General features: G+C 61.6%; 15 protein-coding genes. 9 read left to right on the top strand and 6 right to left on the bottom strand.

Translation table 11 applies throughout. From position 1 onward, the window contains the following. Positions 1 to 46 precede the first annotated feature (46 nt). The gene (locus ACGSLL_RS13490; RefSeq protein WP_394506535.1) at positions 47 to 649 is read right to left on the bottom strand and encodes a LysE/ArgO family amino acid transporter; all 603 of its coding nucleotides are present in this window, start codon (positions 647 to 649) and stop codon (positions 47 to 49) included. A 97-nt stretch (positions 650 to 746) separates the two neighbouring features. Between ACGSLL_RS13490 and ACGSLL_RS13485 the strand changes: the two genes are divergently transcribed. From ACGSLL_RS13485 to ACGSLL_RS13470, 4 genes are all read left to right on the top strand, one after another. Beyond that, a complete protein-coding gene (locus ACGSLL_RS13485) occupies positions 747 to 1,634 on the top strand; it encodes a LysR family transcriptional regulator ArgP (protein ID WP_394506533.1) in 888 nt (295 codons plus the stop codon). Between the two features lie 95 nt (positions 1,635 to 1,729). Beyond that, positions 1,730 to 2,722 (top strand): NAD-dependent epimerase/dehydratase family protein, encoded by a 993-nt coding sequence (locus ACGSLL_RS13480; RefSeq protein ID WP_394506531.1) that lies wholly within the window; start codon positions 1,730 to 1,732, stop codon positions 2,720 to 2,722. Between the two features lie 116 nt (positions 2,723 to 2,838). Next, complete coding sequence (locus ACGSLL_RS13475; protein WP_394506529.1) at positions 2,839 to 3,696, top strand: ATPase; 858 nt, start codon at positions 2,839 to 2,841, stop codon at positions 3,694 to 3,696. 130 nt (positions 3,697 to 3,826) lie between these two features. After that, entirely contained in the window at positions 3,827 to 4,675 is an 849-nt protein-coding gene (locus ACGSLL_RS13470; protein WP_394506527.1) for a cache domain-containing protein, read from the top strand. Between the two features lie 127 nt (positions 4,676 to 4,802). On the opposite strand, the gene ACGSLL_RS13465 is transcribed toward ACGSLL_RS13470, so the two are convergent. Together ACGSLL_RS13465 and pobA are read right to left on the bottom strand one after the other, a co-directional pair. Next, on the bottom strand, positions 4,803 to 6,320 hold the full coding sequence (locus ACGSLL_RS13465) for an MDR family MFS transporter (RefSeq protein ID WP_394506525.1): 1,518 nt from the start codon (positions 6,318 to 6,320) through the stop codon (positions 4,803 to 4,805). 76 nt (positions 6,321 to 6,396) lie between these two features. After that, complete coding sequence (pobA, locus tag ACGSLL_RS13460) at positions 6,397 to 7,590, bottom strand: 4-hydroxybenzoate 3-monooxygenase (RefSeq protein WP_394506523.1); 1,194 nt, start codon at positions 7,588 to 7,590, stop codon at positions 6,397 to 6,399. Positions 7,591 to 7,767: 177 nt separating this feature from the next. Between pobA and ACGSLL_RS13455 the strand changes: the two genes are divergently transcribed. Further along, entirely contained in the window at positions 7,768 to 8,652 is an 885-nt protein-coding gene (locus tag ACGSLL_RS13455; protein ID WP_258448167.1) for a helix-turn-helix domain-containing protein, read from the top strand. A gap of 137 nt (positions 8,653 to 8,789) precedes the next feature. On the opposite strand, the gene ACGSLL_RS13450 is transcribed toward ACGSLL_RS13455, so the two are convergent. Further along, positions 8,790 to 8,966, bottom strand: coding sequence for a hypothetical protein (locus ACGSLL_RS13450; protein WP_203419290.1), 177 nt, complete (start codon positions 8,964 to 8,966; stop codon positions 8,790 to 8,792). Positions 8,967 to 9,189: 223 nt separating this feature from the next. Then, positions 9,190 to 10,095, bottom strand: a complete 906-nt coding sequence (locus ACGSLL_RS13445) for a LysR family transcriptional regulator (RefSeq protein WP_394506520.1) — start codon at positions 10,093 to 10,095, stop codon at positions 9,190 to 9,192. Positions 10,096 to 10,209: 114 nt separating this feature from the next. Between ACGSLL_RS13445 and ACGSLL_RS13440 the strand changes: the two genes are divergently transcribed. Both ACGSLL_RS13440 and ACGSLL_RS13435 read left to right on the top strand, forming a co-directional pair. Further along, positions 10,210 to 11,088, top strand: coding sequence for an MBL fold metallo-hydrolase (locus tag ACGSLL_RS13440; RefSeq protein ID WP_394506518.1), 879 nt, complete (start codon positions 10,210 to 10,212; stop codon positions 11,086 to 11,088). Positions 11,089 to 11,133: 45 nt separating this feature from the next. After that, a complete protein-coding gene (locus ACGSLL_RS13435; RefSeq protein ID WP_394506516.1) occupies positions 11,134 to 11,748 on the top strand; it encodes an NAD(P)-dependent oxidoreductase in 615 nt (204 codons plus the stop codon). 210 nt (positions 11,749 to 11,958) lie between these two features. Here the strand turns inward: ACGSLL_RS13435 and ACGSLL_RS13430 are convergent, their stop codons facing one another. Then, complete coding sequence (locus ACGSLL_RS13430; protein WP_394506514.1) at positions 11,959 to 12,840, bottom strand: LysR substrate-binding domain-containing protein; 882 nt, start codon at positions 12,838 to 12,840, stop codon at positions 11,959 to 11,961. A gap of 226 nt (positions 12,841 to 13,066) precedes the next feature. Here ACGSLL_RS13430 and ACGSLL_RS13425 point away from each other — a divergent pair, with 226 nt between their 5' ends. Together ACGSLL_RS13425 and ACGSLL_RS13420 are read left to right on the top strand one after the other, a co-directional pair. After that, a complete protein-coding gene (locus ACGSLL_RS13425) occupies positions 13,067 to 14,704 on the top strand; it encodes a 5-guanidino-2-oxopentanoate decarboxylase (RefSeq protein ID WP_394506512.1) in 1,638 nt (545 codons plus the stop codon). Further along, positions 14,701 to 16,152, top strand: coding sequence for an aldehyde dehydrogenase family protein (locus ACGSLL_RS13420; RefSeq protein WP_394506510.1), 1,452 nt, complete (start codon positions 14,701 to 14,703; stop codon positions 16,150 to 16,152). Before ACGSLL_RS13425 ends, ACGSLL_RS13420 begins: the two co-directional genes overlap by 4 nt. Positions 16,153 to 16,324: the final 172 nt, after the last annotated feature.

The following is a 16,324-nucleotide window of genomic DNA, read 5'->3' as shown; positions in this document are numbered from 1 at the left end:
ACGCAACAACTGTGTGGGATAGAGGTTCCAGAGCGTTTTCGAATATTCAGGAAGCCAGGATGAGTTGCCCGGCCACGGTGAACATCATCAGCGCTACCACCAGATCGAGAATCCGCCAGGTACTCGGCCGAGCCAGCCACGGTGCCAGCCACGCCGCGCCAAGCGCCAGGGTGAAAAACCACAGCAGCGAAGCGCTCGCCGCACCCACCACATAAGCCCCCGGCACCGATTGCTGGGCGCCGAGTGAGCCGATCAACAGAACCGTATCCAGATAAACATGCGGATTGAGCAGGGTCACCGCCAGCGCACTGAGCATCACGGCGCGCAACGAACGCACGGTCTGGTTTGCGCCTTGATCCAGGCTTTGCTTGGAGCAGGCCCGGCGCAACGCCTGGCTGCCATACCAGATCAGAAACGTCGCGCCGCCCCACCGGGCGATCGCCAACAGCGTCGGGTTCTGCGCCAGAATCGTCGCCAGGCCGAACACTCCGGCCGCCACCAACAGCGCATCGCAGGCCACGCACAGCGCGGCGACCGGCAAATGATGTTCACGGCGCAGGCTCTGCGCCAATACGAAGGCGTTCTGCGTACCGATCGCCATGATCAGGCCGAGGGCCACCAGCAGGCCGTTCACATAGCTTTGCCACATAACGTTTACTCCGCGTCATAAAGTGCTTGCTGGCTATTCTCCGGTGGGGCGTTGTATAAGAAAAACCAATATTGCTGATCGCTCATTAGGAAAACTGATGTTCGACTATAAATTGCTGTCTGCCTTGGCCGCGGTGGTGGAACAGGCCGGCTTCGAACGGGCCGCGCAGGTGCTGGGTTTGTCGCAATCGGCGATTTCGCAGCGGATCAAACTGCTCGAAGCGCGCGTCGGTCAGCCGGTGCTGATTCGTGGCACACCGCCGGCGCCGACAGAGATCGGCCGACGCCTGCTCAACCATGTGCAGCAGGTGCGTTTGCTGGAGCGCGACTTGCAGAGCGTCGTCCCGGCGCTGGACGAAGAGGGGCTGCCGGATCGTCTGCGCATCGCGCTGAACGCCGACAGTCTCGCCACCTGGTGGGGTCAAGCGGTGGGCGATTTCTGCGCTGAACAGCAGTTGCTGCTCGACCTGATCGTTGAAGACCAGACGGTCGGCCTCAAACGCATGCGCGCCGGCGAAGTGGCGGCGTGCCTTTGCGCCAGCGAGCGACCGGTGGCCGGCGCGCGCAGTGTTTTGCTCGGGGCGATGCGTTATCGCGCGTTGGCCAGCCCGGCGTTCATCGAACGGCATTTTCCTCAGGGTGTGCGCGCCGAACAACTGCCACGTACGCCGGCACTGGTGTTCGGCCCGGACGATTTTCTGCAGCATCGCTATCTCGCATCGCTGGGCGTCGATGGCGGTTTCGAACACCATTTGTGTCCGTCTTCGGAAGGTTTCATTCGCTTGGCCGAGGCCGGAATCGGCTGGGGGCTGGTGCCGGAGTTACAGGTGCGCGAACAGTTGCGCAGCGGCGTATTGCGCGAGTTGTTGCCAGATAAACCGATCGACGTGCCGTTGTACTGGCATCATTGGCGCAATGGCGGGCAATTGCTCAACCTGCTCACCGAGCAATTACTGCGCTCGTCAAAGCAATGGCTAGTGGCTTAACAGCAGCTGCGAGCGTCAAGCTGCAAGCGACAAGCGCAGCGTTTTAACTTGCAGCTAATGGCTTGTAGCTTGCAGCTGTATTCGTGGAGTTTTTGATGAAGATTTTGGTTACCGGCGCGAGCGGCTTCATTGGCGGACGCTTTGCGCGTTTCGCCCTGGAGCAAGGCCTTGAGGTGCGCGTCAACGGGCGCCGGGCCGAGAGCGTCGAGCATCTGGTGCGCCGTGGCGCCGAGTTCGTGCCCGGCGATCTGACCGATGCCGAAGTGGCCCGCGAGCTGTGTGCGGATGTCGAAGCGGTGGTGCATTGCGCCGGTGCGGTCGGGGTGTGGGGGCGTTATCAGGATTTCCATCAGGGCAACGTGCAGGTCACCGAAAATATCGTCGAGGCCTGCCTCAAGCAGCGCGTGCGACGCTTGGTGCACCTGTCGTCGCCATCCATCTATTTCGATGGCCGCGATCATCTCGGTCTGACCGAAGAACAAGTGCCCAAGCGCTTTCGGCATCCTTACGCGGCGACCAAATACCTGGCCGAGCAGAAGGTCTTCGGCGCTCAGGAATTCGGCTTGGAAACCATCGCGTTGCGCCCGCGCTTCGTCACCGGGGCCGGTGACATGAGCATCTTTCCGCGCCTGCTCAACATGCAGCGCAAGGGCCGTCTGGCGATCATCGGCAATGGCCTGAACAAGGTCGATTTCACCAGCGTGCACAACCTCAACGAAGCCATGCTCAGCAGTTTGCTGGCCGCGGGTTCGGCGCTGGGCAAGGCCTACAACATCAGCAACGGCGCGCCAGTGCCGCTGTGGGACGTGGTCAATTATGTGATGCGCAACATGGACGTGCCGCAGGTGCGCAAGTATCGCTCCTACGCACTGGCCTACAGCGTTGCCGCGCTCAACGAAGGCGCCTGCAAACTCTGGCCGGGGCGTCCGGAGCCGACGCTGTCGCGGCTGGGCATGCAAGTGATGAACAAAAATTTCACCCTCGACATCAGCCGCGCCCGGCATTATCTGGACTACGATCCGAAAGTCAGCCTGTGGTCGGCCCTCGACGAGTTCTGCGCCTGGTGGAAGGCTCAGGACATTCGCTGAAACCATTCGGTCGGCCGGCAATGAACCGCGCCCCCGGATGGGGGTCAATGCCTGCGGCTGCGGCGGTTATACTTCGCAGCATTTAGCCATCACCGCGTTTCTCAAAGGTTGCCTCAATGTCCATGCGTAACGATGCTCACGACGACGATTTCGATAACGTGCCCAGCCTGCGCGCCGACCCTTTCGATGACGATGACATCCCGACCACCGCGCGCACCTCCGTGCACTCGCGCACGCCGCCGGTGGTCAAGGTCAAGGCAGCCAGCACCGGGCCTTTGTGGGCCTTGGTCGGCGCATTGTTCTTTGCCTTTATCGGTCTGGCCTGGTGGAGCTTTCAGCAAATCTCGTTGATGGAGCAGCAACTGGTCGCAACCCAGGAAAGTTTTGCGCGGATCAGCGAAGAAGCGGCCGGGCGCCTGCAGGACATTTCCGGCAAGGTGGTGGCCAGCCAGTCCAACGTCAGCAGCGACAGCGAAGCGCTGAAGCTGCAGATCAAGCAACTGGAAGGCAAGTTGCTCGATCAGAGCAAACAGCAGCAAGGCGTCGCCGGGCAGGCCAGCGATCTGGACAAGCGTCTGGCGCAGATGACCGCGCAGACCAGCGAACTGCAGAACGCCAACAGCCAGTTGCAGGCGCAGGTGAAAACCTTGAGCACGGAACTGTCCACGCTGAAAAGCACACCGGCTGACACCAGCAAGCTCGACGCGGAATTGAAAGCGTTCGATGCGCAGTTCAAGAGCCTCGGCGCCGATATCGTGGCGCTGAAGAAGCAGGGCAACCCGAGCGCCGCCATCGATCGGCTCGAGCAGGAAATCGTCGTGCTCAAAAGCGAGCAGGACAACCGCCCGACAGCGCCGCAGGGGGGCGGCAACACCGCGGAGTTCGACGCCTTCCGCGCGCAGATGACGCGCAACCTCAACACCCTGCAGGCGCAGATCCAGAACCTGCAACAGCAGATCAACGCGCGACCTTGACGGTCGGTTCACTGTGGCGGGGCATGCCTCGCCACAGCGACTGCGTAATGTTCAGAAACCCTCTGAATGTCCCTACATCAGCCCAGGCCGTCTACGCTCTTGAAACACCAACAAGAACGAGGGATGCGCTATGGGTTTTTTGCACAAAGTAGCCTGGCTTGGCGTGATGCTATTGGCCGGTTTCGGCCAGGCCAGCGCCGCGACCGATGGCAAGGATGACAGTCAGGCCGCCGTCGCGCTGCTGGAAAAAGCCCTGGCTTATTACCACGACAACGGCGACAAGGCGTTCGCCGCCTTCAGCCGGCAGGGTGAGTTCGTCGACAAGGATCGCTACGTCTTCGTGGTCGATACCAAGGGCGTGATGCTGGCCAGCGGCGGACCCTCTGCGGCACTGATCGGGCGCGATGTCAGCGAAGTGCTTGGTCCGGATTTGCAGAAAGCCTTCAAGGACGCTCTGAAAGTACCGGAAGGCAACGGCATCCAGCAGGCCGAATACCGTTGGCAGAACTGGGCCGACGGCAAGGTCGAGCGCAAGCACGTGTTTTACCAGCGCGTCGGTCAGCGAATTCTCGCGGTCGGGTATTACCTGCCGCGCGCTTCGGCGGAGCAGGCCAAGGCACTGCTGGATAAAGCCGCGACGGACCTTGGTAAGGACGAGAAGGGTACGCTCACCGCCGTCAATTCGCTCAAGGGCGGCTACCTGCAGGATGACCTGTATGTGTTCGTGGTTGACCTCAAGACCCGGCGCTACGTGGCGCATGGCACCAACCTGCGGCTGATCAACACCGATTTCGCCAAGGTCAAGGATCCGGAAGGCAAACCGGTGGGTGAACCTATTCTGGCGCTGATCGGCAAGCAGGATGAGGGCGAATACGAATATCGCTGGAAAAACCCGGTAACCGGCAAGATCGAGGACAAACACGCCTATCTGAAAAAGGTCGGGCATTTCCTCGTCGCGGTGGGTTACTACAGCCCCTGACCGAAACACCGGCCCCCCTTGTGGGAGCGAGCCTGCTCGCGAAAGCGGTGTGTCATTCACTCTGATGTCGCCTGACACGACGTCTTCGCGAGCAGGCTCGCTCCCACAGGTTTGGTAGGGCAGGCGGTTATTTTGCGCCGTGCTCCCGGCCGCGCAACAGGTTGTTCGGCATGGCAATCGCTGCCGCGAGCCCAAGCAACGACACTGCGGTACTCACCCACAGCAAATGCCGGAACGTCACCAACAGCTCTGCGCGCAAGGCATGCTGCGCATCCCCCGGCGCAGCGTTGAGGCCATCGAGCAGGACGTTGCCCGAATGCCCCTCGCTGAGCAGTGAACTGCTTGCCAGGTGGGCGAAACTCGAGTGCTGCAACAGCGCCAGCAGCAACGCCGACATCAACGCCACCCCCACCGCGCCGCCGAGGGAGCGGAACAGGTTGGTGGTGCTGGTGGCCACGCCGATGTCGCGTTGTTCCACCGAATTCTGCGTGCCGACCAGCGAGGTCGGAAACTGCATGCCACCGGCAATGCCGCTGAGCAACATGAACACGCCGCTGAGCAGCGTCGCTTCCGGTGGGCTGAACGCCATGCCGAGAATCGAGATCGGCATCAATATCGCTCCGGTGAGGATCTGCGGTTTGTAGCGGCCGGTGATCGAGGTGCGGCGGCCGGCGAAATACGCGCCGATCGGCAGCCCCATCGCCAGCGGCAGCAAGTGCAGCGCGGCGCTGTCGGCGCCCGCACCGGTGACAGTTTGAAAACGCAGCGGCATCAGCACGATCAGCGAAATGGCCTGGAAGCTCGTAAAGAAAATCGTGCACCAGCACAGCAGGGCGCTGCGGTTGGCGAACAGGTGCATCGGCAGCAACGGCTCACGCGCGCGCCGTTCATGCCAGACAAACGCGGCCAGCACCAGCACCGCACAAGCGAGCAGACCGAGCACTTCGCTGCTGCGCCACGAATGCCCCTGGCCGACCTCGGTGATCCCGAGCAGCAGGGCGGTCAGACCGATGATCATCAGCACCGTACCGAGGTAGTCGATCACCGGTTTGCGCTGTGGGATAGGCAAACCGCGCAGATTGCGCCGGGCGACCCACCAGGCGCCGAGGCCCAGCGGCAGGTTGATCAGAAACACCCAGCGCCATGACAGGTATTCGGTCATGTAGCCACCGAGCACCGGACCGGCAACGCTGGCCACCGCATACATGCTGCTGAAATAGCCCTGATAACGACCCCGTTCACGCGGCGGCACGATGTCGCCGATGATCGCCTGACTCACCGAAATCATCCCGCCGGCGCCAATGCCCTGAAGAATGCGCGCCAGCACCAGTTGCTCCATGCTCTGTGCCATGCCGCAGAATAGCGAAGCCAGGGTGAACAGGCCCATGCCGAACAGCATCAGTTTGCGCCGCCCGTACAGATCGCCGAGCTTGCCGTAGATCGGCACCGCCACGGTCATCGCCACCATGTAACCGGAAATCACCCAGGCCAGCAGGCTGACGTCCTTGAATTGCGCGGAGATGGCCGGCATCGACACGGCGACGATGGTCTGGTCGAGCGCACCGAGGAAGATCGCCATCATCAAGGCGACCAGCACGCTGCGAATGGCCGGTTTGGGTATTTCAGGCGGGTTCAGAGTGGTCACGGAAAACCTGCGGGCAGTGATGGACCCGCAAGGACATGGCGAGCGGGAATGCTCGCCAGTGTAAGTCGGTAGGAAGCTATTCGATAGCCTCGTACGCAAGCCCGACGTAATTTTCTGCAATGGTTTTGCGCCCGGCTTCCGAGTCGACGAAGTAGTCCAGTTCCGCGGCGCTGATGCGCTGGTTGAACGCGTCGTGATCGTCGAAGCGGTGCAGCATCGAAGTCATCCACCAGGAAAAACGCTCGGCCTTCCACACCCTGCGCAGGCAGACTTCTGAGTACTTCTCCAGCAAGTCGGTGCGCCCGTCGCGGTAAACCTTCAGCAAAATATTGAACAGCGTGCTGACATCGCTGGCCGCCAGGTTCAAACCCTTGGCGCCGGTGGGCGGGACGATGTGTGCAGCATCGCCGACGAGGAACATGCGCCCGTACTGCATCGGTTCGACGACAAAACTGCGCAGCGGCGCGATGCTTTTTTCGATCGACGGCCCGGTGACCAGTTTCTCCGCCAGTGCGCTGGGCAAGCGGCTTTTCAATTCGTCCCAGAAGCGCTCGTCGCTCCAGTCCTCGACGTTGTCATCAGCCGGTACCTGCACGTAATAGCGTGTGCGGGTTTGCGAACGCATGCTGCACAAAGCAAAACCACGTTCGTGACGGGCGTAAACCAGCTCGTCGTGCACCGGCGGGGTATCGGCAAGAATACCCAGCCAGCCGAACGGATAAACCCGCTCGAAGATCTTCAGGCAATCGGCCGGAATCGACTGACGGGCGACACCGTGGAAACCGTCGCAACCGGCGATGTAATCGCAATCGACCCGCCAGGTTTCGCCATCCTTTTCAAAAGTGACGAACGCTTCGTCGCTTTTCATGCCGTGCGGAACGACATTGCTCGCCTGATAAATCGTCGGCGCGCCGGCCTCCCGACGAGCGGCCATCAGGTCGCGAGTGACTTCGGTCTGGCCGTAGATCATCACGGTCTTGCCGCCAGTCAAAGCGTGCAGGTCGATGTGCACCTGGCGTCCGTCGAGAGCCAGTTCGAAACCGCCATGGACCAGCCCCTCGGCATCCATGCGCTGACTCACGCCGGCTTGGCGCAACAGCTCTACCATGCCTTGTTCAAGCACGCCGGCGCGGATACGCCCGAGCACATAATCGGGCGTCTGCCGTTCGAGGATAAGGGTGTCGATGCCAGCGTTGTGCAGCAACTGGCCGAGGAGCAAACCGGACGGGCCGGCGCCGATGATCGCGATTTGGGTTTTTAGCGTTTTCATTGTTTTTATGGCTCGCAAGCGTCACGCGGCAAACGCCGGTGAGGGTTTTTTATGGATCGAGTGCTTGCATTTTTCCCTTGCGGGTCCGTCAATTGAAGGTGAAAACTGAGCCGATACCTGTACATTCTGCCAATCGGTGCGATTATCGCCCACTACCCCGAGGCCTGGATTGAAGTGATGAACAAGCCTGAGCTGCCTTCGATTCCCGTGTTCAAGCTCTACGGTGAAAGCCTGGACTGGCCGACCCCTGACTTGCTGCACTGTGAAACCATTTCCTCACGCAGTCGCGAACACGAATGGGAAATCAAACCCCATCGCCATGCCGATCTGTGCCAGTTGCTGTTCGTTTTCAAAGGTCAGGCAGAGCTTGAAATCGAAGGCCAGCGCACGCAATTGCAAACCCCGGCGATCCAGGTCCTGCCACCACTGTCGGTGCATGGCTTTCGGTTTTCCGAGGACGTCGAGGGCTTCATCGTTACCCTCGCCACACCGCTGATCAACCACTTGCAGGCGCAACTGGGCGATTCGGTGCATGCGCTGGCCAGCGCCGAGCATTACCCGGCGGGCGCAGACGGCGATTATCTCAACAGTCTGTTCAGTGCATTGCAGGCCGAGTACAACGGCCATCAACCGGCGCGGGAAATGCTCATGCATTCGCTGGTCAGCGTGATCATGGTCTGGGTCAGTCGCCAGGCGATCGTGCGCCACAAAGCCAGTCAACGGCCGCAGCGTCAGCGCGAATACCTCAATGGCTTTATTCAGTTGGTCGAGGAAACCTATCGCCAGCACGTGAAGGTCGAGGACCTGGCCCATCGCCTGGGCATTTCCGTCTCGCACCTTAACGGCACTTGTCGCGAACTCGCGGGGCAGCCGGCGTTGCAGATCATGCACGAGCGCCAGTTGCTCGAGGCCAAGCGCTTGCTGACCTACACCAGCATGACCATTTACGAAATGTCGGAACTGTTGGGTTTTTCCGACCCGACCAACTTCACACGCCTGTTCCGGCGCCGGGTGGGGATATCCCCGAAAGCCTTCCGTGATCGGCTGAAGGCCGAGCAGTAATCCTACTGACACCCCCAAATACACTGTGGGAGCGAGCCTGCTCGCGAAAACGGTACATCAGTCACCATTTTCGATGACTGACACACCGCTTTCGCGAGCCGGCTCGCTCCCACAAGGGGCGAATTTCAGCGCTCTAATCAGCGCAATGCATTGAGCGTCGCATTATGCGGAATACAGCGCTCGTAATTGCAGCTTGCGTACTCGCGCGGCAACTGACGCAACTGCTCGACCCGCCAGGCCGCGGTGCCGTACAGCGCCAGCGTGGCGGCGCAGGTGATGAAAATCGCGAAATATCTTCTTGTTTTGATGTTCATGGCGACGACCTCTGAACGACATACCCTGCGGTACTAGTTTCAGCATAGGTCAGCGGCGCGGAGTTGCCAGCGAGTGCGCCTGGGTTTGTACCTTGTCATTCAGAGCACTGATGAACACCCGTGGGAGCGGGCCTGCTCGCGAAAGCGGTGGTATAGGCAACATCGATGTTGAAACAACCGGCCTTTTCGCGAGCAGGCTCGCTCCCACACAGGCAATCGGGTTTTACAAGCCAATGTCCCATTGCGGATTTTCGGGGAAGCGTTCCACGAGAAAATCCAGCAGGCTGCGCAGTGCCGCTGGCATGTGCTTGCGTGAGGCATACACGGCATAGATGTTCATTTGTCGTGGTTCGGCATCGGGCAGCAGGCGCACCAGTTCGCCGCTGTGGATATGCACCCCGGCCTGATAGGTCGGCAGCATCGCCACCCCGGCGCCAGCCAGTGTCGCGCGCAACAGGGTGCTGGCCTCGTTGGCGCTGATGTTGCCCTGCACCGGCACCGAAACCGCTTCGCCATCCTCTTCGAAATGCCACAGGCTTTTGCCGAAATACGAATGGGTCAGGCAGTTGTGCCGGCTCAGCTCTTCAACCCGCACAGGCGCCAGGTGCTCCTGCAGATAAGCTGGCGCTGCGCAGACCACCGAACGACACACGGTCAGGCGGCGGGCGATCAGGTTGGGATCGAGATCGTTGCTGGTGCGAATCGCCAGGTCGATGCGCTCATCCACCAGATTCACCGTGCGATCGAGCATTTGCAGATCAATGCTCACCCCCGGATAACGTTTGACGTACACGGCCATCGCGTCGGCCAGTTGCGCCTGACCAAACGAGGTGCTGACGCTGATCCGCAACAGCCCGCGCGGCGCGGCGTCGGGTTCGCTGACGGCGGCCTGCATGTCGCTCGACAGTTCAAGCATTTGCCGGCAACGCGGCAAGATCTCGTTGCCGGCGGCGGTCAGGCTCAACTTGCGTGTGGTGCGGTGCATCAGGCGCGCGCCGACCCAGTCTTCCAGCTCCGCCAGGTAACGCGACACCACCGGCCGCGACAGGTCCAGGTGATCGGCCGCCGCCGACTGGCTGCCCAGGTCGACCACACTGACGAACACCCGCATTGCTTGTAGCCGATCCATGATTTGCCCGCTTTCAGAAACAAACTATGTCCCAGCATCGCATTTTTTGCACTGAGTCAGGCAACTAAGCTCTGTTCCATCGCCAGCAACGGCATTCGCACAGCGGAGCAACAGATGATCGGCTTCACCACACTCAAACGCGTTGTACTCGCCGCCGCAGCCCTCGGTTTCGCCGCGCATGCAGCGGCAGCCAACCTGACCCTCGATGTCTACAATCCCGGCACCGAGGCGATTTTCCCGGTGACCTCGGTGCTGGTCAGCGGCGAGAAAGAAGCGATTCTCGTCGACGCACAGTTCGGTAAATCCCAGGCGCAACAGGTGGTGGACAAGATCCGCACCAGTGGCAAGCAACTGACCACGATCTACATCAGCCATGGCGACCCGGATTACTACTTCGGCCTCGACACCCTGACCCAGGCCTTCCCGAATGCCAAGGTGCTGGCCTCGCAGCCGACTGTCGATCACATCAACCAGACCGTCGCCGGCAAACTGGCTTTCTGGGGGCCGAAAATGGGCGCCGATGTTCCAGCGAAAACCATCGTGCCGGACGTGCTCAAGGGTGACGGTCTGATGCTCGAAGGGCAGAAGTTGCAGGTGATCGGCCTGCAAGGCAAACAACCGGATCGCAGCTTCGTCTGGATTCCATCGTTGAAAGCGGTGGTCGGCGGCGTAGTGGTCGCCGAGAACATTCATGTGTGGATGGCCGACACCCAGACCGCGCAATCCCACGCCGACTGGCTCGACACGCTGCATGCGATCGAAAGCCTGAAACCGGCCACGGTAATACCGGGCCACTACCTGGGCGACAGCAGCCGTTCGCTGGCCAGCGTCAAGTTCACCGCCGACTACATCAAGGCATTCGATGCCGAAACCGCCAAGGCCAAGGATTCCGCAGCACTGATCGCGGCGATGAAGAAACGCTACCCGTCGCTCGGCGAAGAAAGCTCGCTGGAGCTCAGCGCCAAAGTCGCCAAAGGCGAAATGGCCTGGTAAGCCGGATCCGCATACGCAGCACTCTCAAGCCAACTGGAGAACATCATGAGCAAGATCGCAATCATCGGTGCCACCGGCCGTGCCGGTAGCCAATTGCTGGAAGAAGCCCTGCGTCGTGGGCACAGCGTTACCGCCATCGCCCGCGATACTTCGAAGATCGGCAGCCGTGCCGGTGTGGTAAGCAAGAATGTTGATGTGCTCGATACGGCGGCGCTGCAGGACGCAGTGGCCGGTCACGATGCGGTGATCACTGCCGCGCACTTCGCCACGGTCCCAGCGGCGGCGATTGTCGGGCCGGTGAAAAACGCTGGGGTGAAACGCTTGCTGGTAGTCGGCGGTGCTGGTTCGCTGTTATTGCCGGATGACACGCGGGTGATCGACAGCGAGGGATTTCCGGCTGAGTACAAAGCTGAAGCCAGCGCCGGGGCGGCGTTTCTTGAAGCATTGCGTGAGGAGCACGATCTGGACTGGACGTTCCTGTCGCCATCGGCGGAGTTTGTTGAAGGGGAGCGCACGGGGACATTTCGTGTCGGCAAGGATCATTTGCTGGTGAGCAGCGAAGGGCGCAGCTGGATCAGCTTTGCCGATTATGCGATTGCGTTGATCGATGAAGTGGAAACGCCGAAGCATGTGCGTCAGCGGTTTACTGTGGGTTATTGACTGAGGTGACGCTGAGAGACTGGTCTGGCTTCAGATCTTTTCCCCCTCACCCCAGCCCTCTCCCCCAGAGGGGGCGAGGGGGAAGGGAGGCGATCTTCATGCTTTTCCAGGCCTGAGTTCGACTCGCTGTTGCAGGTCGGCGCAGGTGGATCAAACAACACGGTCAGTCCCCTCTCCCTCTGGGAGAGGGTTAGGGTGAGGGAAAAGGCTTCACCGCAAATGCGCCTGCTCAACCAGCCAAAGCATCAGCTCTTCCAACGGCGGCGACGGCACCGCTGCGGCAGGCAGCACCACGTAATACGCCAGCCCCGTCTTGACCTTCAACTCGAACGGCATCACCAATCGCCCGGCACGCAAGTCATCACCAATCAGCGACCAGTCGCCGATCGCCACTCCCGTGCCGTGCGAGGCCATCGACATCGCCTGATCCAGCGTCTCGAAATGCTGCCCGTCGTTGACGTTGTTCAACGCAAGCTGCGCCGCCGTCAGCCACACCGTCCAGTCATGGGTGTCGGGAGTCGGGTGCAGTAATAAATGCTGCTGCAGATCCGCAGGCGTCGACAGTGCCGGCGGGCCTTTCAACAGCGTTGGCGAGCACACCGGTGTCAGTTGTTCATCGAACAGGTGCAGAGCGGTCGCCGAGTTGTCCGGCGGTGCTCCGTAGATCACCGCGGCATCAAAAGGCTCACGCTGAAAATCCACGCCATGGGCTAGCGTGGTGGTGAGTTTCACCGGCACGTCCGGGCGTTCCTTTTGCCACTGCAACAAGCGCGGTACCAGCCAGCGCATTACGCAACTCGGCGCTTTCAGTTGCAGGGTCTCGCGCTTGAGGCCGATCTGTTCGTTGGCTTCGCTAATCATGGCGAAAACCTTTTCAACCCGTGGCAGCCACTCGCGCCCTTCAGCCGTCAACTCCAGCCCTCGGGCCAGACGGATGAACAACTCATACCCCAGATGATCTTCCAGCCCGGCGATCTGCCGGCTCACCGCCCCCTGAGTGATGTGCAACTGCTCGGCGGCGCGGGTGAAGTTGCAGCACTGCGCCGTGATCAGAAACGTATGCAGCGCGGGCAGGGGAGGCAGTCGTTTCATGGGGATCCAAGGTATGACGTAAGGACATGGCTAGTATGACTTTTAATCGATTGTTGCCGCCAGCGGGCCGACCGTTCAATGAGCCCATGTTCAGGCCATGTGGGAGCGAGCCTGCTCGCGAAAGCTGTTTCGCATTCAGCATTGATGTTGGCTGATCCAGCGCTTTCGCGAGCAGGCTCGCTCCCACAGGGGATCTGTATTTTTAGCTGACAGAAGGGCAATCGACATGGCGACGTGTGGCGAAGTATTGGTCAAGTTACTCGAAGGTTACGGGGTCGAGCAGGTGTTCGGCATTCCCGGGGTGCATACCGTGGAGCTGTATCGCGGGCTGGCCCGCTCGAGCATCAACCATGTCACGCCTCGGCATGAGCAGGGCGCCGGTTTCATGGCCGACGGTTATGCACGCACCAGCGGCCAACCGGGTGTGTGTTTCATCATCACCGGCCCAGGCATGACCAACATCACCACGGCGATGGGCCAGGCCTACGCCGACTCGATCCCGATGCTGGTGATCTCCAGCGTGCAGAGCCGCAGTCAGTTGGGCGGCGGGCGCGGCAAGCTGCACGAATTGCCGAACCAGAGCGCACTGGTCGCTGGCGTTGCTGCGTTCTCTCACACCTTGATGTCGGCGTCGGAATTGCCCGGCGTGCTGGCCCGCGCATTCGCCTTGTTCCAGGCCGGCCGGCCGCGTCCGGTACACATCGAAATCCCGCTGGACGTGCTGGTCGAGGACGCCGACGAACTGCTCGCCAGCCTGCCGGTGCGCATCGACCGCGCCGGTGCCGCGCCGGCCGCCGTCAGCCGCATGACCGAGCTGCTCGCGACTGCGCAACGGCCATTGATCCTTGCCGGTGGCGGCGCCATCGACGCCGCTGCCGAACTCAGCGAGCTGGCCGAACTGCTCGATGCACCGGTGGCGCTGACCATCAATGCCAAAGGCCTGCTGCCTTCCACGCATCCACTGTTGATCGGCTCGACGCAAAGCCTGGTCGCCACCCGCGCACTGGTCGCCGATGCCGATGTGGTGCTGGCGATCGGCACCGAACTGGCCGAGACCGATTACGACGTGACCTTCGCTGGCGGTTTCGAGATTCCTGGCAAGTTGCTGCGTATCGACATCGACGCCGATCAGACCGTGCGCAACTATCCGCCGCACGTCGCGCTGGTTGCCGACTCGCGCAACGCCGCGCAGGCCCTGCTCAGCGCCTTGTCGCACAAAGCGTTGGCCGAGCGCCGCAACGATTGGGGGCAAGTACGCGCAGCGCGTCTGCGTGATGAGCTGGCGGCGAGCTGGGACACCGCGACCCTGGCGCAGACGCGTTTCCTTGAAACCGTGCTGCAGGAGTTGCCTGACGCGGTGTTCGTCGGCGATTCGACGCAACCGGTGTACACCGGCAACCTCACCTTCAATCCCGAGCGCCCGCGACGCTGGTTCAACTCGTCGACCGGATACGGCACCCTCGGTTACGCCTTGCCGGCGGCCATTGGCGCCTGGCTCGGTGGGCCGTTAGAGAAAGGCGTCCGCCCGCCAGTGGTCTGCCTGATCGGCGACGGCGGCCTGCAATTCACTCTGCCGGAACTGGCCAGCGCCGTCGAAGCACGCACGCCGGTGATCGTGCTGCTGTGGAATAACCAGGGCTACGAAGAGATCAAGAAATACATGGTCAACCGCGCCATCGAGCCGGTCGGTGTCGACATCTACACCCCGGACTTCATCGGTGTGGCCAAAGCCCTCGGTTGCGCCGCCGAAGCGATCAGCTCGATAGCGCAATTGCGCAGTGCGCTGCGTGCCGCTACCGACCGCCAAGGTCCGACCGTCATCGTAATCGACCAGAACCAGTGGATGCAGGCGGTGGCCCAATGATCAATTTCCCAACCACACTCGACGGCCTCTACATCAACGGCCGGTGGTCGGCCGGCCGCGAGCATTTACGGGTGATCAACCCGGCCACCGAAGCGCTGCTGACCACGGTCAACGGCGGTGATGAACTGGCGGTCGAGCACGCGGTGACCGCAGCGGCTGCGGCATTCAAGGACTGGTCGAAAACCACGGGTGCCGAGCGCGCTGTGGTCCTGCGCAACATCGCCAACGGCGTGCGCAACGGTCGCGAGCACCTGATGAACCTGCAATCGAGCAACAACGGCAAACCGCTGTTCGAAGCGGCGATCGACGTCGACGATGTCATCGCGACCTTCGAGTATTACGCCGAACTTGCCGAAGGCCTCGACGCACAGCTCGACACGAATGTGCCGCTGCCCAGCGACGACTTCCGCGCGCGTCTGCGCCGCGAGCCGTGCGGTGTGGTCGGGCTGATCGTGCCGTGGAATTTCCCCATGGTCACCACGGCCTGGAAACTCGCCCCGGCGCTGGCGGCCGGCTGCTGCGTGGTGCTCAAACCCTCGGAAGTCACGCCGTTGCCGGAGCTGGAACTGGCGGCGATCATCGCCGAATCCGGCCTGCCCGAGGGTGTGTTCAATCTGGTCTGCGGCACCGGCCTGGCCGTGGGCGCGCCGCTGTCGGCGGACCCGCGCATCGCCAAGATCTCCTTCACCGGCAGCAACGCCGTCGGCGTGCAGGTCATGCAGCGCGCGGCGGAAACGGTCAAGGGTGTAAGCCTTGAGCTGGGCGGCAAGTCTTCGCTGCTGGTGCTCGACGACGCTGATCTGGAACTGGCCGTCGAGCTGGCCTGTGGCGGCGGTTTCTTCAATGCCGGGCAGATGTGCTCGGCCACCAGCCGCGTGCTGGTCGCCGATGAACTGGCCGATGAATTCCTCGAGCGTTTGCAACAGCGTGCGCAAGCGATTCGCGTAGCCGACCCGTTCGAGGCGGATGTGGAAATGGGCGCGCTGGTCAATCAGGCGCAATACCAGCGCGTGCTCGGACACATTGATCGCGGCCTCAGCGCCGGAGCCAAACTGGTATGCGGTGGCAATCGTCCGGCGCACCTGCCGCGCGGCTTTTTTTTGCAGCCGACGGTGTTCACCGAAGTGCCCCTCGACAGTGCGCTGTGGTGCGAAGAGATTTTCGGCCCGGTGTTGTGCGTGCGCAGTTTCAGCAGCGAAGCCGAGGCGATCGCCTTGGCCAACGACAGTCAATTCGGCCTGGTCGCCAGTGTGGTGACGCGTAACGCCGAGGCCGCCGAACGGGTGGCCAACGCTTTGCAGGCCGGGCTGGTGTGGCTCAACGCGCCGCAAGTGATCTTCCCGCAGACGGCGTGGGGCGGTTACAAGCAGAGCAGTGTCGGCCGCGAGTTGGGGCCGTGGGGGTTGGCGGCGTTTCAGGAGATCAAGCATGTGATCCGCGCTGTCTGATCACAGAGATGTATCGACTGGACTGACCCCTTCGCGATCAGGCTCGCTTGTATGGTAGGACTCGAAGGGGTGGGTGGGACCTCAAGCTGGCTTCTGACTGTTAGCCGCAGTACAGACCGTGGGAGACATCGCCCCACCCCTTCCACCAAAGCGCCGATAAAGAATGCTTCGT

Origin of the sequence: Pseudomonas retamae (genome assembly GCF_043496865.1) — a bacterium.
GTDB lineage: Bacteria > Pseudomonadota > Gammaproteobacteria > Pseudomonadales > Pseudomonadaceae > Aquipseudomonas > Aquipseudomonas retamae.
Note: the sequence above shows the minus strand (reverse complement) of the source record. Positions and strands in the feature narration are given on the sequence as shown.